This window comes from Corallibacter sp., assembly GCF_048381695.1.
Taxonomy (GTDB): domain Bacteria; phylum Bacteroidota; class Bacteroidia; order Flavobacteriales; family Flavobacteriaceae; genus Corallibacter; species Corallibacter vietnamensis.
Genome location: NZ_JBLXHI010000002.1, coordinates 398768 through 422751, shown reverse-complemented (window position 1 = coordinate 422751; position 23984 = coordinate 398768). Strand labels below are relative to the sequence as shown.

Annotated in this window: 23 protein-coding genes; 17 read left to right on the top strand and 6 right to left on the bottom strand. The window is 31.7% G+C overall.

Annotated features, from left to right (window positions below; all coding sequences use genetic code 11):
• Positions 1-13: 13 nt before the first annotated feature.
• On the bottom strand, positions 14-1561 hold the full coding sequence (locus tag ACN5J3_RS05720; RefSeq protein ID WP_417290587.1) for an Rne/Rng family ribonuclease: 1548 nt from the start codon (positions 1559-1561) through the stop codon (positions 14-16).
• Between the two features lie 311 nt (positions 1562-1872).
• A complete protein-coding gene (locus ACN5J3_RS05715) occupies positions 1873-2163 on the bottom strand; it encodes an HU family DNA-binding protein (RefSeq protein ID WP_344726504.1) in 291 nt (96 codons plus the stop codon).
• Between the two features lie 137 nt (positions 2164-2300).
• On the opposite strand from ACN5J3_RS05715, the gene mutY reads away from it, so the two are divergent.
• The 4 genes from mutY (at position 2301) to gldD (ending at position 5798) form a co-directional block, all read left to right on the top strand.
• Positions 2301-3347 carry an A/G-specific adenine glycosylase gene (gene mutY, locus ACN5J3_RS05710; protein ID WP_418511077.1) on the top strand — a complete coding sequence of 349 codons (1047 nt, stop codon included), beginning with the start codon at positions 2301-2303 and terminating at the stop codon, positions 3345-3347.
• A gap of 91 nt (positions 3348-3438) precedes the next feature.
• Complete coding sequence (locus ACN5J3_RS05705; protein WP_417290589.1) at positions 3439-3879, top strand: single-stranded DNA-binding protein; 441 nt, start codon at positions 3439-3441, stop codon at positions 3877-3879.
• 23 nt (positions 3880-3902) lie between these two features.
• The gene (locus tag ACN5J3_RS05700) at positions 3903-5207 is read left to right on the top strand and encodes a gliding motility-associated protein GldE (protein WP_418511075.1); all 1305 of its coding nucleotides are present in this window, start codon (positions 3903-3905) and stop codon (positions 5205-5207) included.
• 3 nt (positions 5208-5210) lie between these two features.
• Positions 5211-5798 (top strand): gliding motility lipoprotein GldD, encoded by a 588-nt coding sequence (gene gldD, locus ACN5J3_RS05695; protein ID WP_417290591.1) that lies wholly within the window; start codon positions 5211-5213, stop codon positions 5796-5798.
• Positions 5799-5834: 36 nt separating this feature from the next.
• Here gldD and ACN5J3_RS05690 read toward each other — a convergent pair whose 3' ends face one another.
• On the bottom strand, positions 5835-6227 hold the full coding sequence (locus tag ACN5J3_RS05690; RefSeq protein WP_418511074.1) for a heavy-metal-associated domain-containing protein: 393 nt from the start codon (positions 6225-6227) through the stop codon (positions 5835-5837).
• A 91-nt stretch (positions 6228-6318) separates the two neighbouring features.
• Between ACN5J3_RS05690 and ACN5J3_RS05685 the strand changes: the two genes are divergently transcribed.
• Positions 6319-7200 carry a DMT family transporter gene (locus ACN5J3_RS05685; RefSeq protein WP_418511072.1) on the top strand — a complete coding sequence of 294 codons (882 nt, stop codon included), beginning with the start codon at positions 6319-6321 and terminating at the stop codon, positions 7198-7200.
• 39 nt (positions 7201-7239) lie between these two features.
• On the opposite strand, the gene ACN5J3_RS05680 is transcribed toward ACN5J3_RS05685, so the two are convergent.
• Both ACN5J3_RS05680 and ACN5J3_RS05675 read right to left on the bottom strand, forming a co-directional pair.
• Positions 7240-9288: a M16 family metallopeptidase gene (locus tag ACN5J3_RS05680; RefSeq protein WP_418511071.1), complete on the bottom strand. Its 2049-nt coding sequence runs from the start codon at positions 9286-9288 to the stop codon at positions 7240-7242.
• Positions 9289-9306: 18 nt separating this feature from the next.
• On the bottom strand, positions 9307-10626 hold the full coding sequence (locus ACN5J3_RS05675; protein ID WP_417290595.1) for a M16 family metallopeptidase: 1320 nt from the start codon (positions 10624-10626) through the stop codon (positions 9307-9309).
• 194 nt (positions 10627-10820) lie between these two features.
• On the opposite strand from ACN5J3_RS05675, the gene ACN5J3_RS05670 reads away from it, so the two are divergent.
• The 6 genes from ACN5J3_RS05670 to ACN5J3_RS05645 all read left to right on the top strand — a co-directional run bounded on the left by ACN5J3_RS05670 (position 10821) and on the right by ACN5J3_RS05645 (position 18073).
• A complete protein-coding gene (locus ACN5J3_RS05670; RefSeq protein ID WP_417290596.1) occupies positions 10821-11273 on the top strand; it encodes a DUF4199 family protein in 453 nt (150 codons plus the stop codon).
• Between the two features lie 81 nt (positions 11274-11354).
• Complete coding sequence (rplU, locus tag ACN5J3_RS05665) at positions 11355-12011, top strand: 50S ribosomal protein L21 (RefSeq protein WP_417290597.1); 657 nt, start codon at positions 11355-11357, stop codon at positions 12009-12011.
• A gap of 34 nt (positions 12012-12045) precedes the next feature.
• Positions 12046-12306, top strand: a complete 261-nt coding sequence (gene rpmA, locus ACN5J3_RS05660; protein WP_344726483.1) for a 50S ribosomal protein L27 — start codon at positions 12046-12048, stop codon at positions 12304-12306.
• Positions 12307-12443: 137 nt separating this feature from the next.
• The gene (locus ACN5J3_RS05655) at positions 12444-14024 is read left to right on the top strand and encodes a tetratricopeptide repeat protein (protein ID WP_418511070.1); all 1581 of its coding nucleotides are present in this window, start codon (positions 12444-12446) and stop codon (positions 14022-14024) included.
• A 157-nt stretch (positions 14025-14181) separates the two neighbouring features.
• Complete coding sequence (locus ACN5J3_RS05650) at positions 14182-17037, top strand: TonB-dependent receptor (RefSeq protein ID WP_418511069.1); 2856 nt, start codon at positions 14182-14184, stop codon at positions 17035-17037.
• A gap of 16 nt (positions 17038-17053) precedes the next feature.
• Complete coding sequence (locus tag ACN5J3_RS05645) at positions 17054-18073, top strand: phytase (RefSeq protein ID WP_418511068.1); 1020 nt, start codon at positions 17054-17056, stop codon at positions 18071-18073.
• 145 nt (positions 18074-18218) lie between these two features.
• Here the strand turns inward: ACN5J3_RS05645 and ahcY are convergent, their stop codons facing one another.
• Positions 18219-19535: an adenosylhomocysteinase gene (gene ahcY, locus ACN5J3_RS05640; RefSeq protein WP_418511066.1), complete on the bottom strand. Its 1317-nt coding sequence runs from the start codon at positions 19533-19535 to the stop codon at positions 18219-18221.
• Between the two features lie 133 nt (positions 19536-19668).
• On the opposite strand from ahcY, the gene ACN5J3_RS05635 reads away from it, so the two are divergent.
• From ACN5J3_RS05635 to ACN5J3_RS05610, 6 genes are read left to right on the top strand one after another with little or no spacing between them, the layout of a single operon-like run.
• Entirely contained in the window at positions 19669-20298 is a 630-nt protein-coding gene (locus ACN5J3_RS05635; protein WP_417290602.1) for a 4'-phosphopantetheinyl transferase family protein, read from the top strand.
• On the top strand, positions 20299-21024 hold the full coding sequence (locus ACN5J3_RS05630; RefSeq protein WP_418511065.1) for a geranylgeranylglyceryl/heptaprenylglyceryl phosphate synthase: 726 nt from the start codon (positions 20299-20301) through the stop codon (positions 21022-21024).
• Between the two features lie 2 nt (positions 21025-21026).
• A complete protein-coding gene (locus ACN5J3_RS05625) occupies positions 21027-21287 on the top strand; it encodes a thiamine-binding protein (protein WP_417290604.1) in 261 nt (86 codons plus the stop codon).
• Positions 21271-21903, top strand: a complete 633-nt coding sequence (pnuC, locus tag ACN5J3_RS05620; protein WP_418511063.1) for a nicotinamide riboside transporter PnuC — start codon at positions 21271-21273, stop codon at positions 21901-21903. Before ACN5J3_RS05625 ends, pnuC begins: the two co-directional genes overlap by 17 nt.
• On the top strand, positions 21864-22430 hold the full coding sequence (locus ACN5J3_RS05615) for an AAA family ATPase (RefSeq protein WP_418511062.1): 567 nt from the start codon (positions 21864-21866) through the stop codon (positions 22428-22430). Before pnuC ends, ACN5J3_RS05615 begins: the two co-directional genes overlap by 40 nt.
• On the top strand, positions 22427-23983 hold the full coding sequence (locus tag ACN5J3_RS05610; RefSeq protein ID WP_418511061.1) for a DUF4301 family protein: 1557 nt from the start codon (positions 22427-22429) through the stop codon (positions 23981-23983). The genes ACN5J3_RS05615 and ACN5J3_RS05610 overlap by 4 nt, the downstream gene beginning before the upstream one ends.
• Position 23984: the final 1 nt, after the last annotated feature.

Sequence of the window (23984 nt, the reverse complement as noted above, 5' to 3'; positions counted from 1 at the left end):
GTCGGGCTTTTTATTATTTAATTTGATTACCATCTTTATCAAAAAAGTGGTATTCTAGATACGTGTAAGCATCTCTTGGTAAAACTTTAACCCATTTTTTATGTTCAAAAAACCATTTTGAACGAATAGATGGAAAACCTTTAGTTATAAAGGCTGCTATAAAAGGATGTGTGTTTAAAGTCATCTTTTTATAGTCTTTTTTAATTAGTTGTTCAAGATCTTGAGTAATCTTTTGTACAATGCCAATAGGAGCTTCTACTTCTTGCCCATTAATTATTGCGTCAGGATTTTCCTCACGAGTTTTAATGTTCATTTCAGGACGAACTCGTTGTCTGGTTATTTGTACTAAACCAAATTTACTTGGAGGTAAAATTTTGTGTTTCGCTCTATCATCTTTCATTTCTTCACGTAAATGATTGTAAAGCGTTTTTCTGTTTTCGGCTTTAGTCATATCAATAAAATCAACTACAATGATACCTCCCATATCACGCAGTCTTAATTGTCTAGCAATTTCAGTAGCAGCAATAAGATTTACTTCAAGTGCTGTATCTTCTTGAGATTTTGCTTTGTTAGACCTATTTCCGCTGTTTACATCTACAACATGTAAGGCTTCTGTATGTTCTATTACTAGATAGGCGCCTTTTGCCATAGAGACTGTTTTTCCAAAAGAGGTTTTAATTTGTCTCTCTATTCCAAACTTTTCAAAAACAGGGATATTTGATTGATATAACTTGACGATTGATTCTTTTTTTGGTGCAATTTTTTGCACGTAATCTTTAATTTGAATGTAAAGCTCTTCATCATCTACATGAATGCTTGTAAAGGTGTCGTTAAAAATATCGCGTAATAACGATGAGGCTTTGTTTAATTCGCCTAACACTTTACTAGGATGATGCGCTTTATGTAGCTTTTTACACATTGCGGTCCAACGACCTAACAAATTTTGTAAATCTTTATCTAGCTCAGCTACTTTTTTGCCTTCGGCTACAGTACGAACAATGACACCAAAACCTTGAGGAGTTATACTCTTTACAAGGCGTTTTAAGCGTTCTTTTTCATCTTTAGACTCTATCTTTTGAGAGATAGAAATTCTATCAGAAAAAGGTACTAAAACAATATATCTACCAGCTATAGATAGCTCTGAACTTATTCTTGGTCCTTTGGTTGATATAGGTTCTTTTACAATTTGTACTAATAGCGATTGATTTGATTTTAAGACGTCATTTATTTTGCCGCCTTTATCAATATCTTTTTCAAATGGAAAGTTTTTTAAAGAAAAATCTTTTAGTTTACCTGTGCTTACACGTTTGGTGAATTTTAAAAGAGAAGGCAGTTTTGGCCCTAAATCATGATAATGTAAAAAGGCATCTTTTTCGTAGCCAACATTTACAAAAGCAGCATTTAAGCCAGGAACAGCTTTTCGTATTTTGGCTATAAACACATCGCCAACAGAAAAGTTATTACTGCTTTCATCTTTTTGTAATTCAATTAGTTTTCCATCTTTTAATAAGGCAAAATCAACATTATCGGAACTAGATCGAATAATCAATTCTTTATCCATTTTGTTAATTTTTATCCATACAATTATGTATAGATGGATTAATACTAATTCTTCACAGGATTTTTCAATCCATAGAGTTACTACTATAAACGCAAGGTTTTACGTTTGTAGAAAACTCATTATCAAAGAACGTTTTACTTTTAAAACCAAAAAAGTAGTTAATCAACTACTTTTTCGACTTATTTTTTCTTTTTGTGACGATTAGCACGTCTTCTTTTTTTACGCTTATGCGTTGCAACCTTGTGTCTTTTACGTTTTTTACCACTTGGCATAAGTTTCTCGGTTTTTTAAGTTAATACTGGTTAAATATGCTATTTAACGTCTACATTGGTTTTTACACCTTCAACGAAAATTTTTGCAGGTTTAAATGCAGGGATGTTGTGTGCAGGTATTTTGATAGTTGTATTTTTAGAAATATTTCTACCTGTTTTTTCTGCTCTTGTTTTAATAATAAAACTACCAAATCCTCTTAGGTAAACATTGTCTCCGCTTTCTAAAGAAGTTTTTACTTCTTCCATAAATGTTTCTACAGTTGCTTGAACGTCACCTTTTTCAATTCCTAATTTTTCAGAAATTTTTGCTACTAAATCAGCCTTCGTCATTTTAAATATTATTATTGTGTTACTATTAATTTATTAAAGGGATGCAAATATAGGAATTTAAAATTCAATATTTCAAACCTAATTCACTAAAATTTAATATTATAAACCTTTATTTTTGCATGTTGTATATTTTTTAAATGAACATTACTAAAATTTTAACAGACTGGTATTCAATTAATAAGCGAGTTTTGCCGTGGAGAAAAACGAAAAATCCATATCATATTTGGTTGTCAGAAATAATTTTGCAGCAAACCCAAATTAAGCAAGGACTTCCATATTATGAAGCTTTTATATCAAAATATCCCAACGTTTTATCGTTAGCAAATGCACCAGAAAGTGAAGTTTTAAAACTTTGGCAAGGTTTAGGATACTACTCGCGAGCTAGAAATTTACATGCATCTGCAAAATATATAGTAAATGACTTAAACCAAGAATTTCCTGATACTTATAAAACTTTACTAAAATTAAAAGGCGTTGGAGATTACACGGCTAGTGCTATTGCTTCAATTTGCTTTAACGAGCCTGCCGCAGTTGTTGATGGTAATGTATATAGAGTTTTATCAAGATTTTATGGTATTGATACACCTATAAATAGTTCTAAAGGAATAAAACTTTTTAAAGCTTTAGCTCAAGATATTATAGATGAAAACAACCCAGGCGATTATAATCAAGCTATTATGGAGTTTGGTGCTGTGCAATGTAAACCAGCAAATCCTGATTGTGATAAATGTCCTTTAACTCAAGATTGTGTAGCATATAGAAATAATAATGTACAGGAATTACCAGTTAAGATTAAAGCCAAAAAACCACAGAAGAAGTTTTTTAATTTTTTAGTTTTTATTTCTGATTCTGAAACTACAGTATTAGAGAAACGAAAAGGAAAGGGAATTTGGGAGAACTTATATCAATTTCCACTTCTAGAAAGTAATAAGAGCTTGACTGAAAAATCTATAAAAGAAACGCTTAAAGATTACAAGTTAACAAAAAACAGCTCTTATAAGCTTACGCTTTTTAATCAGGATGAGATAATTCATAAACTATCACATCAACACTTGTATGCTAAATTTTGGATACTTAATGTTTCAGAATTACCACAAGCTGTAACACCAGTACCAATATCAAAAATAAACGATTACGCTGTTCCTGTTTTAATAGGTAACTTTATTGAAGCATTCAATTTTTAAAGTATTAGGTAACACTGCTCATATTTTTTTATTAATTTTAAAAAAAAGAACAAGTTAAAACTGTAATTTTGCTTTAATAAAACTGTAAATTATGTCAGGAACATTGAATAAAGTTATGCTAATTGGGCATTTAGGAGATGAAGTGAAAATGCACTATTTTGAAGGTGGTGGCTGTGTTGGTCGTTTTCCATTGGCCACTAACGAAACTTATACAAATAAGCAAACAAACGAGCGTGTTACTAATACCGAATGGCATAATATTGTAGTAAGAAATAAAGGTGCTGAAATATGTGAAAAGTACTTAAGTAAAGGAGATAGGATATATGTTGAAGGCCGTATTAAAACCAGAAAATGGCAAGATGATAGCGGTAATGATCGTTATTCAACCGAAATACAATGTACAGACTTTACATTTTTAACAACAAAAAATGAAAGCTTAAATCAAGCATCCTCACAGCAACCACAAGCTAATAACCAAACAAAACCTAAAGATCACAATATTGAAGATGGTGATGATGATTTACCATTCTAATTGTTTAACTAAAATATACGTAATTGGATCCTGAACCCCCGAGTTTTTATTTTGCTTTATTAACGATTGATTTCTCAATTGTTTTTGGTTATGTATTATTGTTAATACTTCTGTTATGCTCTGCTTTAATTTCTGGAGCCGAAGTTGCAATGTTCTCTTTAACGCGAACAGATATAGATGATAATATAGATGAAAACACAAACGCCCTAAACATAATAACAAAGCTTTTAGAGCGTCCTAAAAAACTACTAGCAACTATTTTAGTAGCCAATAACTTTATTAATATTGGTATCGTTATTTTATTTGCTTACTTAAGTGACTTTTTATTTAAAAGTATAGACTCTGAAATACTACAATTTTTTCTTGAGGTTGTTGTTATAACATTCCTTATATTACTTTTTGGAGAAATATTACCAAAAATTTACGCTAGTAGAAATAGACTAAAATTTGCTGTTTTTATGGCCTACCCATTACGAATTTTAGATATTGTTTTTTCTCCATTAAGCTTACCTATGAGAAGCGTTACTATAGCAATACATAGTAAATTAGGTAAACAAAAATCAAACATAAGCGTAGATCAGTTATCTCAAGCTTTAGAGCTTACAAGCGAAGAAGACACAACCATGGAAGAACAAAAAATTCTTCAAGGAATTGTCTCTTTTGGAAATACAGATACGAAGCAAGTAATGAGACCACGTATAGATATTTTTGCATTAAACATAAATCAAAAATACTCTGAAATTATTCCTGAAATAATAACCAATGGTTATTCTAGAATTCCTGTTTTTGAAGATAATGTAGATTCTATAAAAGGAATTCTTTATGTAAAAGATTTATTACCATTTATAGATAGAAAGCAGTTTGACTGGACAACTTTGTTACGAGAACCATTTTTTGTGCCTGAAAACAAAAAGCTAGACGATTTAATGGCTGAATTTCAAGAAAAGAAAGTGCATTTGGCTGTAGTTGTAGATGAATATGGAGGAACTTCAGGACTTATTTCATTAGAAGATATTATTGAAGAAATAGTAGGCGATATTAGTGATGAGTTTGATGATGAAGATTTGATTTACTCTAAGTTAGATGATAAAAACTATGTGTTTGAAGGGAAAACACCTTTAAAAGATTTTTATAAAATAGTAAAGCTTGAGGATGATACACCTTTTGAAGATAATAAGGGTGAAGCTGAAACCATAGCAGGATTTGTTTTAGAAACATCAAAGAGTTTTCCTAAACCAGGAAGTAAAATAAATTTTGAAAATTACGTTTTTACTATAGAAGCTTTAGATAAAAAACGAATAAAACGTGTAAAAATAACGCTCCCATAATTTATGAAATACCTTAATATTTTTGCTTTTATATTACTTTTTAGTCTATGCCTTTCATGTGGTAATAATCCTGTTCCTAAACCAGATGCTTACTTAAGGTTAGATTATCCTGAAGCAGAGTATCAAGAAACAAATTTGAATGTGCCATTTACTTTTGAAAAAAATAAATTGGCTGAAAATGTAGTGCTAAAACCAGTGAGAGGAACTGAAGGTTATGGTATCAATTTAGAATATCCCTCATTAAAAGGAACAATATATTTAACTTATAAACCTATTGAGGATAGTGTTGAGCATTTAAAAACACTTTTAAGAGATGCTCAAAGCTTTACACAAGAGCACACGCTTAAAGCTGATGAAATTATAGAACAGATTTACGAAAATAAAAAGCACAAGGTTTACGGCATGTTTTATGAGGTAGGTGGTAATGCTGCTTCTCAATCACAATTTTATGTGACAGATAGTGTTAATCACTTTTTAACAGGATCATTGTATTTTTATGCAAAACCAAATTATGATTCTATTCTTCCGGCTGCATATTATTTACAAAAGGATATTCAGCATATCATGGAAACCGTGCAATGGAAACAATAATAAAAAAAAGCCTCTCAAATTTGAGAGGCTTTTTTGTTAGTTTTTTTCAGAAAACTCATCAACAGTTTTCATGTCTTTTACAGAGTAGGTATCGCCTGTCTTTTTTACTACTTCTTCAAGCGATGTAGTAGTTACTTTAGCATTATCATACTCTACCATAGCTAATTTTTTATCAAAGTCTACTTTAGCAAATTTTACACCTTCCATTTTAGCCATTTTCTTTTCAATGGTTTTAGCACAACCCATTGCGCAAGTCATTCCATCTATGGTAAATTCAGCTTTAGCATAAGTGGCATTAGGATCTAATTCTGCTTTTTCAGTAGTAGTTTCTAATGCAACAGTTTTTACTTCTGGTGTTGCGTTGTTTTTACAGCTTACAATTGTAAGTGTAAAGCAAGCAACTGCGATAATATTTTTGAATAGTTTCATTTATAGTACAAATTAAATTTATTACAAATTTAATGATAAATAGTGTTTATTACGTTAATAAGTGAGAATTTTGTGATTTAAAAAATAGCATATGAAGCATATTCAAGTAAAGTGGTTATACCTCTTTACGCTTTCTTTAATTTGGGGAACTTCTTTTATTTTAATTAAGAAGTCTTTATTAGGGTTAACACCATATCAATTAGGAGCTTTAAGAACAGTAATTACAGGTTTTTTCTTATTGGTAGCAGGTTTTAAAAGTTTGAAAACAATAGCAAAACATCAATGGAAATGGATAGCTTTATCTGGTTTGTTAGGTTCTTTTCTTCCTGCATTTTTCTTTGCTATTGCTGAAACCGAAATAGATAGTGCTATTGCGTCTATTTTAAATTCGCTAGTGCCACTTAATACTATTTTGTTTGGTTTTGCTGTTTTTAAGATAGCTTCATCTAGACGTCAAATATTAGGTGTTATTATTGGATTTATAGGAACTGCAATTTTAATACTAAAAGGCGCAGAGCTTAATCCAAATCAAAATTATTTATACGCAGGTTTTGTTATTGTATCTACTGTAATGTATGCACTAAATGTGAATATTATAAAACGATATTTACAAGATGTAAAGCCATTAGGAATTGCAGCAGGAAACTACTCTGTTATTATTTTACCGGCTGTTATAGTTTTATTTTTTGCTGATTTTTTCTCTGATGCAACGTGGAGTCACACTGATTTTAAAATGTCATTAGTTTATGTTACTATTTTAGCCTTTTTTGGAACAGCTTTAGCTAAAGTGTTTTTTAACAAATTAGTGCAAATATCTACACCTGTTTTTGCTTCTTCAGTAACATATGTTATGCCAATTGTGGCTTTGGCTTGGGGTGTTATAGATGGTGAAGGCTTTAGTTTGCTTCAAGGTTTTGCAGCAGTTGTCATATTAATTGGAGTTTATTTATCTCAAAAAAAGAAAAAAGCCTGAAGCAATGCTTCAGGCTTTTTTAAGTTGTTAGACGCTTAATTAGTCAAAATCAGAATCACTAACACCTTCGTTTACTTTAACTTCTTTTACAATGAAATCAAATTTACGAGGTCCCATAGTTTGTGAAATTTTGAAAGGAAACTTAACGCCTGCTACTTCTTTATAGTCAGTGAAGAATGTTTCACTTTGTCCCATTTCAGAGGTTTTAACTTCTTTTATTTTTAAACCAGACTCTACACTGTAATAAATACTAGTTTCATCGTCTACTTTAACCTTATAAGCTTTTTCTCCATCAAGGTTTTCTATTTTTTCTAAAGTTACACCACCATTTAAGTAATTAACTTCAGGGAAAGGAGAAGACTCAACAATTGCTTCTTTTACTTCTTCTTCGCTCATGTCTGTTTTTTGACCTTGAGCTACGGTATATCCTGTTTTACCATCTACTACACGTTTCATTATAGATTGTCCCATTGCTGAAATTTCTTGAGCAGATTGATTTTTAGATGTTTTTTTCATTTCTAAATTCATCATCATACCTGGCTGTAATTCAGCTTCGGCTAAAATTAAAACAGAATTTACATTATCAAGTTTAGCTTTTCCACCAATAGCTTCAATGTATGCGTTTAATACTTTGTTAACATCAACGTCAGCAGGCATCTCTATTTCGTAGTTAGGCTTTTCTGCTGGGTTTGCATAGCTGTCAAAATATTTGATAGGAATTCCTGTTTTTTCAAGGTTTTCAAGAACTTCACTTCCTTTTCCTACTACAACAACACGTGCGTTTTCAGATTTAAAATACTTATTTGCTACACGGTTTACATCAGCAGCTGTTACAGCATTAATTTTTTGAAGGTAGGTTGTGTAAAAGTCTTTTGGTAAATCGTTAACCTTTATGTTTAAAGCATAACGGGCAATAGTTTGTGGGTTTTCAAGTGCTAAAACAAAATCTCCAACATATTTAGCTTTAGCATTAGCTAATGCTTCAGCAGATACAGGTTCTGTTTTTATTCTGTTTATCTCTTTTAGTGTCTGTACAACAGCACTGTCTGTTACCATATTTCTTACAGAAGCACCAGCTCTAAATCTTGTAACATATTTATCTGCACTTAATCCAGAACGTGCACCATAAGTGTAACCATGTTCTTCACGAAGGTTCATATTTAGGTAACTGTTGAATCCACCACCTAAAATTTTATTTGCAATTAAAACTGAATGATAATCAGGATCATTCATTTTTAAATCTACATTGCTAGTTACAGAAATGTTAGATTGTACTGCATTTGGCATGTCAATAAAATCTATTTCGGTTTTAGCTACATTGTTTTTAGCAGCAGGTACAGGAGCTGTCACGTCTAATGATTTTTCCCATTTACCGAAATATTTTTTCACTTGCTTTTCAACAGTTTTAAAATCTACATCACCAACAACAACTAAATATGCGTTTGTTGGGTTGAAATTCTCTTGATAGAAAGCATTTACATTGTTAAGCGTAATGTTGTTTAGGGTTTCTTCGCTAATGTACTCTCCATATGGGTGATGCGTTCCGTATGCTAAAGCACTTCCTACTCGTCCAGCTACTGCGTCAACACTTTTCTCGTTAGACTTGATTCCTTCTAGAGCTTTTTCTTTTTCTTTTTGAAATTCTTCCTCAGTAAGTAATGGGTTGATTGCAGCATCAGCCATTAATTGTAAAATTCTTTCAGAATATTTAGATAATGAACTTGCGTAACCACCTCTGTAGTTAAAGCTCATTCTAGCACCTAAAAAGTCTATTTCTTCATTAAACTCATCTTTAGAAATTGATGTTGTTCCGTTTCCTAGCATGCTTCCTAATAATCCAGAAACACCAGCAATTTTTCCTTCTTTAACAGGGTTGTTATCAATAGTTAAAGTATAAGAAACACGAGGTAATTTGTGGTTTTCTACAACAAGAACTTTTAGTCCGTTTTTTAGTTCAAATTCACCAGGAGTTTCCAAAGTTATTTTTGGTGCAGGTCCTGGTTCAGGTTGTTTAGAACGATCTATTTGTGCAGATACACCAACAGATAGTAAAAACAATGCGATTACTGTATATATGTTTTTTTTCATTGTATTATTTTTAATGTTTTATTGGTCGTCTTTTTTAGGTAAATATTCTAAAACTAAACGCTGATTAGGATTCAAGTACTTTTTAGCTACTGCTTGAATGTCTTCTCTTGTAATAGATCTATAAATATCAATTTCGTTGTTTATAAGCTCTGTGTTACCAAAAAGCATGTAGTAACGAGCAAGAGAGTTTGCAATGCCAGATATACTTGAGTTAGAGTTTACAAATTGGTTTTCAAAAATGTTTTGAAGTTTTTGGTAATCTCTTTCAGAAATTAATTCATTTTGAACTTTTACAATTTCCTCGTCAATTTCTTTTACTAAATCATCAAGTTTTACATCTCCTAAAGGAAGACCAAATAATATATAAGTTCCGTAATCTTCTTGGCTATTGTTAAATGCGCCTACTTGAAGTGCCATTTTCTTCTCGTCAACAAGTTTTTTGTATAATACAGACGATTTTCCGCTACTTAAGTATGTTGATAACATATCTAGAACATAGGCATCTCTATCTTTCATAGATGGTGTTCTGTATGCAGCTACTACAGCTGGAATTTGAATGTTTGGGTCGTAAGCTTTAGCTCTAATAGTTTCAGTAATTGGGTCTTCTTTAGGGAAGTTTCTTGTAATTTCTTCTCCTCTAGGAATTGGACCAAAGTAATCTTGAATCATTTTTTTTACAGAAGGAACATCAATATCACCAGCAACCACTAAAACAGCATTGTTAGGCACATAGAATTTTTTATTAAATGCTTGAAACTCTTCAAGAGTCGCAGCATCTAAATGTTCCATCTCACCAATAGTTGTCCATCTGTAAGGATGTTTTTTAAACATATTCTTCTTTACGTTTTCAAAGAATCTACCATATGGTTGGTTGTCTACACGTAAACGCTTTTCTTCTTTTACAACTTCGTTTTGAGTATCTACACCTATTTGATTGATAATAGGGTGCATTAAACGTTCAGACTCCATCCATAAACCAAGTTCTACACTGTTAGATGGAAATACTTCGTAATAATATGTTCTGTCATCTGTAGTATTAGCATTATTGCTACCACCGTTTGATGATACTATGGTAAACCACTCACCACGTTCAATGTTTTCTGTTCCTTCAAATAAAAGATGTTCAAAAAAATGAGCAAAACCTGTGCGTTCTGGGTTTTCATCTTTAGCGCCAACATGATACATAACAGAGGTTGTAACTACAGGAGCAGAGTTGTCTTGATGTAAAATAACGTGCATACCGTTATCTAAATCGTACTCTTCATACTTGACTTCTTGTGCAGTTGCTAAAGCGCCAACTAACAACAAAGAAGCAAATGAGAATATACTTTTTTTCATTTTAGGTTGTTTTTTGAATTTATAAAGTTTCTTGTATGTCTAAAACTTTAGGGAAAAGTTACAGATGCTCAAAAATAAAGAAAACAGATATAAGTTTATTCATAAGATTATTAAATTTTTAAGCTTTAATTATTATAAACCATAAATTTTTCCGAAATTTAAAGATAAGTAACCGCTCAAAATTATATTTAATTATGAAATCTACTATTTCTGTCGCGGTAAAGTATGGGGTTTTTACCGCAGTAACGTTAATTGCTTATTTTTTAATTTTAAAACTATGTGATTTACACAACAACCCTTGGTTTAGATTGTTTAATGGATTAATTGTAGCTTATGGTGTATATGCCGCAATTAAATATTATAAGTTAACTTCAGGAACCGCATTTAATTATACAAATGGTTTTAAAGCAGGCCTATTGACAGGTTTTTTTGCCACATTTTTGTTCACGCTGTTTATGGCTATTTATTTATTTCATTTAGATGTTGACTTTAAGAATAACTTGTTGAAAGACTGGTTTCAAGATTACAATCAAGGAGGTGGAATACTCATCTTTATTATTCTTATAGAAGGGTTGTCTTCTTCTGCAATTTTAGCATTAGCATTTATGCAATTGTTTAAAAACAGTAAAAATCTTAACCCAAAATAAATAAAACGTTTGTAGTTTAATTAATTAGCAGTATATTTGCACTCATTTTTTGAACAAATTAATTAATATAAACGTTACGCTATGTACGCAATTGTAGAGATAGCAGGGCAACAATTCAAAGTTGAAAAAGACCAAAAAGTCTTTGTAAATCGTTTATCTGTAGAAGAAGGAGAAGCAGTATCTTTTGATAATGTACTTCTTTTAGGAGACGGAGACAAAGTAACTGTAGGCGCCCCAGCTATAAATGGAGCTCAAGTAGGAGCAAAAGTTTTAAAGCACCTTAAAGGTGATAAAGTTATCGTTTTCAAGAAAAAGAGACGTAAAGGTTACCGTGTTAAAAATGGACACAGACAATCTTTAACTGAAATTGTAATTGAAAACATCGTAGCATCAGGAGCAAAGCCAGCTGCAAAAGCTGAAAAGAAAGCTGCTCCAGCTAAAAAAGAAGCGCCAAAAGCTGCTTCTAAAAAATCAACTGCAAAAGCAGATGATTTAAAGAAAATTGAAGGTGCAGGACCAAAAGCTGCTGAAGCATTAGTAAATGCAGGATATGAAACATTTGCTAAAGTTGCAAAAGCAAAACCTGAAGAGTTAAGCGCTGTATTATCAGAAGCAAGCTCAAGATTAGCTCATATTGTAACAGATACTTGGCCAAAACAAGCTGCATTAGCTGCTGATGGTAAGTGGGATGAGTTAAAAGAATTACAAGACAGATTAGACGGCGGAATCGAAAAATAATCCGTTATTATTAACAATATAAAACCTTAAGACAATGGCTCATAAAAAAGGAGTAGGTAGTTCTAAAAACGGTAGAGAATCAGAATCGAAACGATTAGGTGTTAAGATTTTTGGTGGTCAAGCTGCTGTAGCAGGAAATATCATCGTAAGACAAAGAGGTACTGCACATAATCCAGGTGAAAATGTGTATGCTGGAAAAGATCATACGTTACACGCTAAAGTTGACGGTATCGTAAAATTTACAAAGAAAAAAGATAATAAATCTTATGTTTCTGTAGAGCCTTTTGAGGCTTAAGAAACAGGTTTCTTTACTAAATTAAAAAACCCTTTCTGTTTTCAGAAAGGGTTTTTTGTTTAATATAACATTAAGGTTACATAGTTATAAATTATATGAATTTTATTTACACTTTATAATTTTTAATAACTATACCATTGCAACATTTGTATAAAGCCTTTCGGTGTTGCTGTATTTTAATATTTTGTAATTTACAATTAGAAGCCCAAACGCTAATTGATACTTCAAGTGTTGTAAATAAAGAACTTCTTCAATTAAAATATAATTTACAGGCAGCAAAATTAGCAAACAATGATAAAAAAGAATCACAAGCCTATATCCAGTTAGGAGATTTTTATAATCAGTTAAAGCTAAAAAGTGAAGCTGTAAAAAATTACCAATTGTATTTATCGTTAAATAACGACAAGGATACGTCATTGGTGTACGTGAAAAATGCAATAGCAGCCATAAACGTTGATTTAAAAAACTATAATGAAGCTATTAATCATTTACATGAAAGCTTATCTATTTCAGAAAAAATAAATGACCTAAAAGGTAAAGCTAACGCTAATGCTTTATTTGGTACTATTGAAGAAAAAAAAGGCGATTATAAACGAGCTTTAGCATATCAGAATAAGAGTCTTAATATTTTTAAAAAACTTCAAGATAGTACTGGTTTAGCCGTAAGTAATGAAAATATAGGTAGTATTTATGAGGATTTAGAACAATATGACTTGGCGTACCAGTATTTTAAAAAAGCTTTTGTTTTTTCTAAAAACAGCGATTCTCATATTAGAATAAATATTATTAATAACCTAGGCGATGTCAACCGTAAACAAGGTTACTATAATAAGGCATTGACTTATACAAGCCAAGCTTTAGATCTAGCAAGAGCGACTAACAATTTTTCTCAAATAGAAAGTGCTTTAAAAGATTTAGCTAGAATATACGCAGGTAAAGAAGATTTTGAGCAAGCTTACAATTACCTTAATCAGCAAAGCACCGTTAATGAGCAAGAGCTTAAACTTCATAATGCAGAACTTGTGAGCGCTATGCAAGTTCGTTATGATGTTAAAGAAAAAGAAGCGGCATTAGAAATTTTAAACAAACAAAACCAAATAAACAAGGTTCAGAAATATATAATAATAACCATTACGGGAGCTATAATTTTAACGTTTATAATAGGGTTTTTGTATTTAAAGAAAAGGCGAAAACATGAGAAAGCAATTCTAGAGTATAAACAGCAATTATTGCAAGCAGATTTAGATAAAAAAATAACGGAAGAAACAGCTCTAAAACGAGAAATAGACATTAAAATATCCTCATTAACCAACTATAGTTTACATATAGCTCATAAAAATAAAATGCTTTCAGATGTTTCTAAAACTCTTACCAAAATAAAAGGAAGAAATAGTGAACTAATAAAAAGTAAAATACAACAACTGGTTGAAGAGATAGAAGCAGACTTAAGTCATAATAATGAGTGGACAGAACTAATGGGTTATTTTGGTCAAATTCATCCTAACTTTTTTGAAAGCTTGAAACAAGTAGCTACAAGTAAGTTATCTGCATCAGAAATGCGCCTGTGCATGTTATTAAGGTTAAACTTGTCTTCAAAAGAAATAGCAGAAGTACTCCGTATTACTTCAGATAGTGTTAGAATAGCAAGGTACAGACTCAGAAAAAAACTTCCTTTAAATTCCAAAGAAGATTTACAAGCGTATTTATTGAATTTATAACCAATGTTTAGGCAATATGTTTTTCATGTTACGCAATTGTTAATGTTGCTATGTTTTATAGTTGATTTTCAAGACTGAGTTACCATTTGTTAACACATTCTTTAGCTACTGCTCAAAGCTTACACATAGCTTTGTTTCAAACAAAAATTAACTAATAATGAAAAATCACATTACTTTTTTATTACTGTTTACTTTGTCATTTTTTGGTTATTCACAATCAGGGAATATTCAAGGTATAATTACAGATGAAAACGGAGTTACAGTTCCTGGAGCTACCGTTTCAATAAAAGAACTAAACAAAGGGACTGTTTCAGACTTTGATGGCAAATTTACTTTAGTAGATGTTGCAGAAGGAACTCACAATGTATTAGTAAGCTTTATAGGTTACGCAAACGTTGAAAAAGAAGTAACAATAATTGCAGAAGGTACAGTTACTTTAAATGTAATTATGAGTTCAGAATCTACCGAGCTTGAAGAAGTTCTTATTACAGGTTATGGTTTAGGAGGTCAAGCAAGAGCGCTTAATACTCAAAAAAACAAACAAAATATTACAAACATTGTTTCAACAGATCAGATAGGGAAATTCCCAGATGCAAATATAGGTGATGCTGTAAAGCGAATTCCAGGAATTACAATGCAAGTAGATCAAGGAGAAGCTAGAAATATCATTATCCGTGGTTTATCGCCACAACTTAACTCGGTTACATTAAATGGTAGTAGAATACCTTCTGCCGAAGGCGATAACAGAAACGTGCAAATGGATTTAATTCCTTCTGATATGGTGCAAACTATAGAAGTAAATAAAGCAGTTACGCCAGATATGGATGCAGATGCTTTAGGAGGGTCAGTAAATTTAATTACAAGAACATCGCCACAAGGATTCAGACTATCTGCAACCGCAGGATCTGGTGTTAATTTTATAACAGATAAGCGTATTTTAAACGGATCATTTTTGCTAGGAAACCGCTCTAAAAATGATAAGTTTGGATGGATGGTTTCTGCATCTATAAATGATAACGATTTTGGAAGTGATAATGTTGAGGCTGAATGGAATGACGAATTTGAATATTATACAGGTGTTGATGATGTTGAAGGAGACCCAATCATGGAGGACGTTTCAGTAAATCCGTATGCTAAAGTATTTGAAATAAGAGAATATTTAGTACAACGTATACGTCGTAGTTTTTCAGCAAATTTTGATTACAAACTAGACAAAAACAATACAATTTATTTTAAATCTATTTACAACTGGAGAGATGACAGAGAAAATAGATTTAGATTGGAAAATGAAATATTAGACGGAGAAGATATCGAAGTAGGTGACTTTACGGTAGATAGTAACGGTAATCTTACAAGTTTTCCTGTAGAGGCAAAACGTCAAACCAAAGGAGGTATTGATAGCAAGCGTAACAAAAATGCTAGATTAGAAGATCAACGTATGCAAAACTATAGCATAGGCGGAGAGCATTTATTAGGCAATTGGCAAGTAGATTGGATGGGATCTTTTTCAAAAGCCTCTGAAGAGCGTTTAAATGAGCGTTATTTAGAATATGAAAGTGAATATTCTGTAGCTTTCAATAACGATCAGGATAAGCCTTATTTTATGCCATTAAGCGCAACAGATGCTGACTATAGTGTGTTTGAATTTGGAGAACTTACAGAAGAAAATCAGTATACAGAAGAAAAAGATATTAACGTGTTTGTAAACGCTCAAGCACCATTGACTTTAATAAAAGGAAAAGAAGGTTTTATAAAGTTTGGAGCTAAAAGTAGAATAAAAAACAAAAATCGTAATAATGATTTTACAGAGTTTGAAGCTATTGGTGACGAACTAGAGTTTTTAGGAAATATCCCTGTAAGAAGCTATTCAGATCCAGACTTTTTAGCAGGTAACCAATACCAAATAGGAACATTTGCTTCTGCTGATTATTTAGGTGGTTTAAACCTATACAACGGTGATGTATTTGATAGTACTGTATTGCCAGAAGAGTATTTAACTGCAAATTTTGATGTAAACGAAAATGTATATGCGGGTTATGCAATGATAAACCAAAAACTATCAGATAAGTTTACTGTTTTAGCAGGTTTACGATTAGAGCATACCTCTATTGATAGTCAAGGAAATGAGTTAAACTTTAATGAAGATGGTGATTATGCAGGAACTAGCGTTATAGAGTCTAAAAACGAATATACTAATATTCTTCCTGGCTTACACTTAAAGTATGATGTCTCACCAAGCACTGTATTGCGTTTTGCTTGGACAAACACTATTGCAAGACCAAACTATGTAGATTTAGTGCCTTATCAAGAAATAAACAATGAAGATCAAGAAATTTACTTTGGTAATGCAGATTTAAGCCCAACAACTTCAATGAACTTTGATATTATGGGAGAGCACTATTTTAAGTCTGTTGGAATTATATCAGCAGGTGTTTTCTATAAAGATATTTCAGACTTTGTTTATGTAAATAGATCTGAAAATGAAGCAGGCTTTGAAGTTTATAAGCCACTTAACGGAAAAAGCGCAACAGTTTTAGGAGCAGAAGTATCTTTACAAAGGCGTTTAGATTTCTTACCAGGTTTTGCAAAGAATTTAAGCATTTACTTAAACTATACATATTTAACATCAGATACAGATGGTATTGCTAATGAAGATGGAGATGAGCGTACAGATTTAGATTTGCCAAATACAGCACCTAATATGTTTAATGGATCTATAGGTTATTCAGGAAAACGATTTAGCTTAAGACTTTCAGGGAACTATTCTGATTCTTATGTAGACGAAATTGGAGGTAGAGCTTTTGAAGATAGATATTATGACGAACAATTCTTTTTAGACTTTAACGCAAGTGTTGCTTTAACAAACAGATTAAGCCTTTATTTAGATTTAAACAATATCACCAATCAACCGTTACGTTATTTCCAAGGAACAAAAAACAGAACTATGCAAATGGAGTTCTATGAAAAACGATTAACATTTGGATTGAAGTATGATATTTTCAATAAAAAATAATTTTAAAACATTAAAAATGAATAAAATAAAAATAAATATTGTATTTGGTTTTACGGTATTGCTTTTAGGTTGTGTAACACAATTACCAGAAATAGCAGCAACACTGATAACTGAAAAATTGCCTCACGATAGTGATGACCCAGCAATATGGGTAAACAAAAAAAATCCAGAACAAAGTATTGTTTTTGGTACCGACAAAGACGAAATAAACGGTGGTGTTTATGCTTTTGATTTAGATGGTAAAATAATCAAAGAAAAAAGCATTACCAATGTTAGTTACCCTAACAATGTAGATGTTGAGTATGGTTTTAAACTTTCAGATTCTACAAAAACAGACATTATTGTTTTTACAGAAAGAGAAAAACACCAAATTAGATTATTTTCTGTTCCAGACATGCAGCCATTAGATAACGGAGGTTTTAAAGTTTTTGAAGATGAAACTGAAGTTGCAATGAAGCGCCCTATGGGAATATCTATTTACAAAGATCCTATAACAGATAAAGTTTCTGTAATTGTAAGTAGAAAACAAGGACCTACAGCAAATTACCTGTATCAATATGAGTTAGTGTCTGACTCTCTTGGAGTGAAAGCTAACTTAATAAGAAAATTTGGGAAGTTTAGTGGGCAAAAAGAAATTGAAGCTATAGCTGTTGATGACGCTTTGGGTTATGTATATTATTCAGACGAAGGTGTAGGAATAAGAAAATATTATGCTAATCCTGAAAAAGGAGATGAAGAAATTGCCTTATTTGGAAGCGAGCATTTTAAAGATGATATAGAAGGTATAGCAATAGCAGCATATCAAGGAAATCAAGGCTTTTTAATCGTTTCTAATCAGCAAGATCATTCTTTTAATATCTTTAAAAGAGACGATAACACATTTGTTAAAACACTAAATTTAGGTACTATTGAAACAGATGGTTGTGACGTAACAACAGAAGCATTGGGAGATAAGTTTCCAAATGGGTTATTTGTCTCAATGAACGATGAACAAGATTTTTTCTATCACGCTTTAGATTCTTTAAAGCTTAAATAGTTTTTGTATTTTTTTAATAAGATTAAAAACCCTTTTTGGAAACAGAAAGGGTTTTTTGTAAGTAAACTTTGCTAGAACATATTGTATAAAAAAAGTCCAAACAAACTGTTTGGACTTTTATATTATATCTAAAAGCAAAAAGTGTTTAGTATCTGTAGTATTCAGGTTTAAAAGGACCTTCTACTTTAACACCAATGTACTCTGCTTGGTCTTGCTTAAGTTCAGTTAGCTCAACACCAATTTTTTCAAGGTGTAATTTCGCTACTTTTTCATCAAGATGCTTTGGTAACATATACACTTTGTTTTCGTAAGCGTCTTTGTTATTCCAAAGTTCTATTTGAGCCAATGTTTGGTTTGTAAACGAGTTACTCATTACAAAACTTGGGTGTCCTGTTGCACAACCTAAGTTTACTAAACGACCTTGAGCTAAAATGATAACATCTTTACCGTTTACGTTGTATTTGTCAACTTGTGGCTTAATTTCATCTTTAGTGTTACCATGGTTTTTGTTTAACCAAGCCATGTCAATTTCATTGTCAAAATGTCCAATGTTACAAACTATGGTTTTGTCTTTCATAGCTTCAAAGTGCTCACCACGAACAATATCTTTATTTCCTGTAGTTGTAATCACAACATCTGCATTACCAATAACAGTTTCCAGTTTCTTCACTTCAAAACCGTCCATAGCAGCTTGTAGTGCACAAATAGGGTCAATTTCAGTAACAGTTACAATACTTCCTGCGCCTTTAAAAGAAGCAGCAGTACCTTTACCAACATCACCATAACCACAAACAACCACACGTTTTCCAGCTAGCATAACGTCAGTAGCACGACGAATAGCATCTACAGCACTCTCACGGCAACCGTATTTGTTATCAAATTTAGATTTAGTAACAGAATCGTTTACGTTAATAGCAGGCATTGGTAATGTACCTTTTTCCATACGCTCATATAAACGGTGAACACCTGTTGTAGTTTCTTCACTTAACCCGTTAATTCCAGGAACTAACTCTGGGTATTTGTCTAATACCATATTTGTTAAATCACCACCATCATCAAGAATCATGTTAAGTGGCTTTCTGTCTTCACCAAAGAAAAGTGTTTGTTCAATACACCAATCAAATTCTTCTTCGGTCATATTTTTCCATGCATAAACTGCAGTACCAGTTTCAGCTATAGCAGCAGCAGCTTGATCTTGCGTAGAAAAGATGTTGCAAGAACTCCAAGTTACTTCAGCGCCAAGAGCTTGTAATGTTTCAATCAAAACAGCAGTTTGAATAGTCATGTGTAAACATCCTGCAATACGAGCACCTTTTAAAGGTTGTTCATCTTTATATTCTTCACGAAGGCTCATTAAACCTGGCATTTCTGCTTCGGCTAATTCAATCTCTTTTCGTCCCCAAGCCGCAAGCGACATATCTTTTACCTTATTAGGTACGTAAGCAACAGTTTTTGTACTCATAGTTATCTTTCTTATTATTTTTTATAGTGTAACAACTTTGGCAATAGCACTTAAAATAGTTAAATTCGCTTACCAAAATTGTATGATGTGCCAAAGGCTGTGCAAAGATAATCAATAACTTTCAGAATACTAAATGCCACTATATAAAACTCTTAATCCCAATTCACAAACTACTGTTAAAATCTGGAAGATAACAGAGTCTTTTGATGAGTTAAAAAAAGATATTTATTTACGTCCAGAATGTGAAGCTCGTGTTTCAAGAATGAAAAGTGAGTTACACAAACGTGGTTTTTTAAGTGTGAGACATTTACTAGCAGAGTTTGGGTACACAGATGCGGATTTGTTTTATGATGATAATGGTAAACCACACTTAAAAGATGGAAAGCATATTTCTATTACGCATTCGTTTACATTTTCAGGCGTTGTTGTTAGTGATACTAACGTAGGTATTGATATCGAAAAACAGCGAGAAAAAATAGGTGTAATAGCGCATAAGTTTATGGCGTATGAGTTTGAATACCTAGATAAAAAAGACACACATTATATAAATAAGCTTACAGTTATTTGGTGTATTAAAGAGTCCTTGTATAAACTTTTTGCCACACCTGGTTTAAGTTTTTTACAACATACACTTGTGATTCCGTTTATGATGAAAGATGAAGAAACAATAGCTTGGATAGATTACAATAATAAAAAACACCGATACCAAACCACCTTTTTTGAATTTGAAGGTTTTACATGTGCTTTTGCTTTACCATCATAAATGACAACAATTTATAATAACATACAACAGGCAATTGCAAATCAAGAAAAATTATTAGCTGTTTTAATAGACCCTGATAAGTTTCATGTGCAAAATACAAAACCCTTTGTTGATAAAGTGAATGCTTCTATAGCGACCCATATTTTTGTTGGAGGTAGCGAAGTAGAAGCAGAACTTACAACTATTTTAGTAAAAGAAATAAAGAAGCACACACAACTACCTGTGGTTTTATTTCCTGGCGATGTCACACAAATTACTGAAAGCGCTGATGCGTTATTGTTTTTGTCATTAATTTCTGGAAGAAACCCAGAGTATTTAATCGGGAAACATGTTAAGGCAGTTTCAAAACTAAAAGGCACGCAGCTCGAGATTATTCCAACAGGATATTTGCTTATAGAAAACGGAAAAGAAACAGCTGTACAGCGTGTAACAGAAACACAACCTTTACAAAAAAGCAACAGCAGTCATATAGTAAACACAGCAAAAGCTGGAGAGTTTTTAGGTATGAAACTTATTTACCTTGAAGCAGGCAGCGGAGCTATCGAACCTGTCTCAAAGCATATTATTTCTGAAGTAAAAGAAGTATTAAATATTCCACTTATTGTTGGTGGCGGAATTAGAAGTACAACAGCATTACAAAATGCTTACCAAGCAGGAGCTGATGTTGTGGTTATAGGAACTGCTTTTGAAGAAGACGAATCATTTTTTGACAGTTTAAAAAAATAAATATGAAAATATCAGTAGAATTAACATTGACACCATTACATGATGATTACGAGCCATCAATCATCCATTTTATTAAAAAGCTTCGAGCATCAAACCTTAAGGTGTTAGAAAATCCATTAAGCACGCAGGTTTATGGTGATTATGATGAGGTTATGCAGGTACTTACAACCGAAATAAAAGAAGCTTTTGAACTTGTAGAAAGAGGCTTACTGTATATGAAAATTGTAAAATCTGACAGACACGATTATGAGCCACATTTTTGATTGGTTGTTCTCGCAGTATCAAGGTATAGATACACACTTAATAGTTCTTGAATTTATAGGAGTATTCTTTGGCTTTTTAAGCGTTTGGTATTCCAAGCAAGAAAACATTTTGGTATATCCAACAGGAATTATTAGTACAGCAATTTTTGTTTATATTCTTTGGGTTTATGGCCTTTTAGGAGATATGTTTATAAATGCCTATTACTTTTCTATGAGTATTTATGGCTGGTATTTCTGGACTAGAAAAGATGATAATAACCAAGAAGTGTCAGTAACAAAAACTACAAAAAGAGAACACTTGTGGAGTGCAGTTATTTTTGTAATTACAATTCTTTTTGTGATTCTAATTTATAAAGTAAATGATAAGTTTGATTCTTGGACAGCTTATGTAGATACTGTTACTACTGCCATTTTTTTTGTTGGTATGTGGTTAATGGCAAAAAAGAAATTAGAAAACTGGACATATTGGATTATAGGAGACTTAATTTCTGTGCCTTTATACTTTTATAAAGGGCTTGTTTTCACCTCATTTCAATATTTTTTGTTTACTATTATAGCTGTTTACGGATATTTAGCATGGAAGAAAAGCTTAAACAACAACCATCAAACTGCATAAAGGTCGTTTTATTTGGCCCAGAAAGTACAGGTAAAACAATTCTGGCAAAAGCTTTGTCAGCATATTATAATACTTTGTGGGTTCCTGAATATTCAAGATTATATGCCGAAGAAAAAGCAAAAAATAAAGAGGTTTTAACCAAAAAGGATGTTTTACCTATAGCTGAAGGACAAATGTTATTAGAAAACAAAATGTCTAAAAAAGCAAAAGATTTACTTATCTGTGACACTGATTTGCTTGAGACAAAAGTCTATAGTGAAACGTATTATGACAATTACTGCCCAAAAGATTTACACAAATTTGCTTTAGAAAATTACTATAATCTTTATTTTTTAACTAATATTGATATACCATGGCAAGCCGATGGTATTAGAGATAAGCCTAATGACAGAGATAATATGTTTCAAGCTTTTAAATCTGCCTTGATAACATTTAATAAACCGTTTGTTTTATTAAATGGCAATTTACAAGAGCGCTTAAGTATAGCAACAAAACATATTGATGAATTATTAAAAAATAGTGTATGAGTTTTTCTAAAAAAGATATTAAACAAATAGAACAAAAAGGCCTTACTGTTGCTCAAGTAAATAAGCAAATAGAAATGTTTAAGTCCGGTTTGCCTTTTACCAATTTAGTATCTGCAGCAACAGTTAGAAACGGTATTTTAAAACTCACAAACCAAGAGGAAACTTATTACACAGAAATATTTAATAACGAAAAAGATCAAAAATGCCTCTTAAAGTTTGTTCCGGCTTCTGGAGCAGCAACTAGAATGTTTAAGTTTCTTTTTACCTTTTTAGAGGCGTATAATCCAGAAAAAGAAAGCATCAACGCTTATTTAAATAGTAAAGATAATAAGGACTTGTATATCTTTTTTGTAGGGTTAGAAAAATTTCCGTTTTATCGAGAAATAAAAGATCAGCTAAATGTATTGTACCCAGATTATGAAACGTTAAGCATTAGCAAGCAGTCGCAACTATTTGTTAAGGCTATGTTAGATGAAAACGTTATGAATTACGGGAATTTCCCTAAAGGATTATTGCCTTTTCACGAGTATGAAAACAATGTTATTTCAACAGCTTTTGAAGAACATTTATTTGAAACAGCGTTATATTCATCAAGCAGTTCAAGCGCAAAATTACACTTTACCATTTCTGAACAGCACAAAGATAAATTTAACAGCGAATTTGCCAGAATAGAAGAGAAAGTAGAGAAAAAAACAAATTCTCAATTCGATATTTCCTTTTCTTACCAAAAAGAATCTACAGACACTATTGCGGTAACACCAAAAGATAAACCATTTAGAAACGAAGATGGTAGTTTGTTATTCAGGCCCTCAGGGCATGGTGCGCTCATAGAAAATTTAAACGAACTAGATGCTGATGTTATATTTATAAAAAACATTGATAATGTAGTTGTATGTAAATACAAAGAAGAAGTTGCAAAATACAAAAAAATACTAGCAGGTATTCTAATAGAAATCCAAACTCAAGCATTTAAGTATCTTGAGCAAATAGATAATGAAACTTTAAATTGCGATGATGTTATTAGCATAGCTAAATTTTTAGTGAATAAAATGAATGTGAAAATATCTCATGAATTTGAAAAGTATGCTGAAAAATATCAAATAGAATACTTAAGAGAAAAGCTTAACAGACCAATTCGTGTTTGCGGAATGGTAAAAAATGAAGGAGAACCAGGCGGCGGACCATTTTGGGTAAAAGATGAAAGTGCAAACGTTTCACTACAAATAGTTGAAACAGCACAAATAAATAAAAAGAATAAACACCAAAAAACCATTTTAAAAAACGCGACTCATTTTAATCCAGTAGATTTAGTTTGTGGTATAAAAGACTACAAAGGCAATAAATTTAACCTTACCCAATATGTAGATCATAAAGCCGCTTTTATAACCAATAAAACACGATTAGGAAAAGATTTAAAAGCACTAGAATTACCAGGACTTTGGAATGGTAGTATGGCCAATTGGAATACCGTTTTTGTTGAAGTACCTCTTATTACATTTAATCCTGTAAAAACCGTAAACGATTTATTAAAAGCGCCACATCAAATAAAATAGT

What these genes read in the sequence shown, in the direction of transcription:
- ACN5J3_RS05650 (WP_418511069.1), top strand. Translation starts at nt 14,182, where the DNA reads ATGAAAAATCACATTACTTTTTTATTACTGTTTACTTTGTCATTTTTT.
- ACN5J3_RS05670 (WP_417290596.1), top strand. Translation starts at nt 10,821, where the DNA reads ATGAAATCTACTATTTCTGTCGCGGTAAAGTATGGGGTTTTTACCGCA.
- mutY (WP_418511077.1), top strand. Translation starts at nt 2,301, where the DNA reads ATGAACATTACTAAAATTTTAACAGACTGGTATTCAATTAATAAGCGA.
- ACN5J3_RS05630 (WP_418511065.1), top strand. Translation starts at nt 20,299, where the DNA reads ATGACAACAATTTATAATAACATACAACAGGCAATTGCAAATCAAGAA.
- ahcY (WP_418511066.1), bottom strand. Translation starts at nt 19,535, where the DNA reads ATGAGTACAAAAACTGTTGCTTACGTACCTAATAAGGTAAAAGATATG.
- ACN5J3_RS05635 (WP_417290602.1), top strand. Translation starts at nt 19,669, where the DNA reads ATGCCACTATATAAAACTCTTAATCCCAATTCACAAACTACTGTTAAA.
- pnuC (WP_418511063.1), top strand. Translation starts at nt 21,271, where the DNA reads ATGAGCCACATTTTTGATTGGTTGTTCTCGCAGTATCAAGGTATAGAT.
- ACN5J3_RS05705 (WP_417290589.1), top strand. Translation starts at nt 3,439, where the DNA reads ATGTCAGGAACATTGAATAAAGTTATGCTAATTGGGCATTTAGGAGAT.
- ACN5J3_RS05720 (WP_417290587.1), bottom strand. Translation starts at nt 1,561, where the DNA reads ATGGATAAAGAATTGATTATTCGATCTAGTTCCGATAATGTTGATTTT.
- ACN5J3_RS05610 (WP_418511061.1), top strand. Translation starts at nt 22,427, where the DNA reads ATGAGTTTTTCTAAAAAAGATATTAAACAAATAGAACAAAAAGGCCTT.
- ACN5J3_RS05715 (WP_344726504.1), bottom strand. Translation starts at nt 2,163, where the DNA reads ATGACGAAGGCTGATTTAGTAGCAAAAATTTCTGAAAAATTAGGAATT.
- ACN5J3_RS05680 (WP_418511071.1), bottom strand. Translation starts at nt 9,288, where the DNA reads ATGAAAAAAAACATATATACAGTAATCGCATTGTTTTTACTATCTGTT.
- ACN5J3_RS05675 (WP_417290595.1), bottom strand. Translation starts at nt 10,626, where the DNA reads ATGAAAAAAAGTATATTCTCATTTGCTTCTTTGTTGTTAGTTGGCGCT.
- gldD (WP_417290591.1), top strand. Translation starts at nt 5,211, where the DNA reads ATGAAATACCTTAATATTTTTGCTTTTATATTACTTTTTAGTCTATGC.
- rplU (WP_417290597.1), top strand. Translation starts at nt 11,355, where the DNA reads ATGTACGCAATTGTAGAGATAGCAGGGCAACAATTCAAAGTTGAAAAA.
- ACN5J3_RS05615 (WP_418511062.1), top strand. Translation starts at nt 21,864, where the DNA reads ATGGAAGAAAAGCTTAAACAACAACCATCAAACTGCATAAAGGTCGTT.
- ACN5J3_RS05645 (WP_418511068.1), top strand. Translation starts at nt 17,054, where the DNA reads ATGAATAAAATAAAAATAAATATTGTATTTGGTTTTACGGTATTGCTT.
- rpmA (WP_344726483.1), top strand. Translation starts at nt 12,046, where the DNA reads ATGGCTCATAAAAAAGGAGTAGGTAGTTCTAAAAACGGTAGAGAATCA.
- ACN5J3_RS05685 (WP_418511072.1), top strand. Translation starts at nt 6,319, where the DNA reads ATGAAGCATATTCAAGTAAAGTGGTTATACCTCTTTACGCTTTCTTTA.
- ACN5J3_RS05625 (WP_417290604.1), top strand. Translation starts at nt 21,027, where the DNA reads ATGAAAATATCAGTAGAATTAACATTGACACCATTACATGATGATTAC.
- ACN5J3_RS05690 (WP_418511074.1), bottom strand. Translation starts at nt 6,227, where the DNA reads ATGAAACTATTCAAAAATATTATCGCAGTTGCTTGCTTTACACTTACA.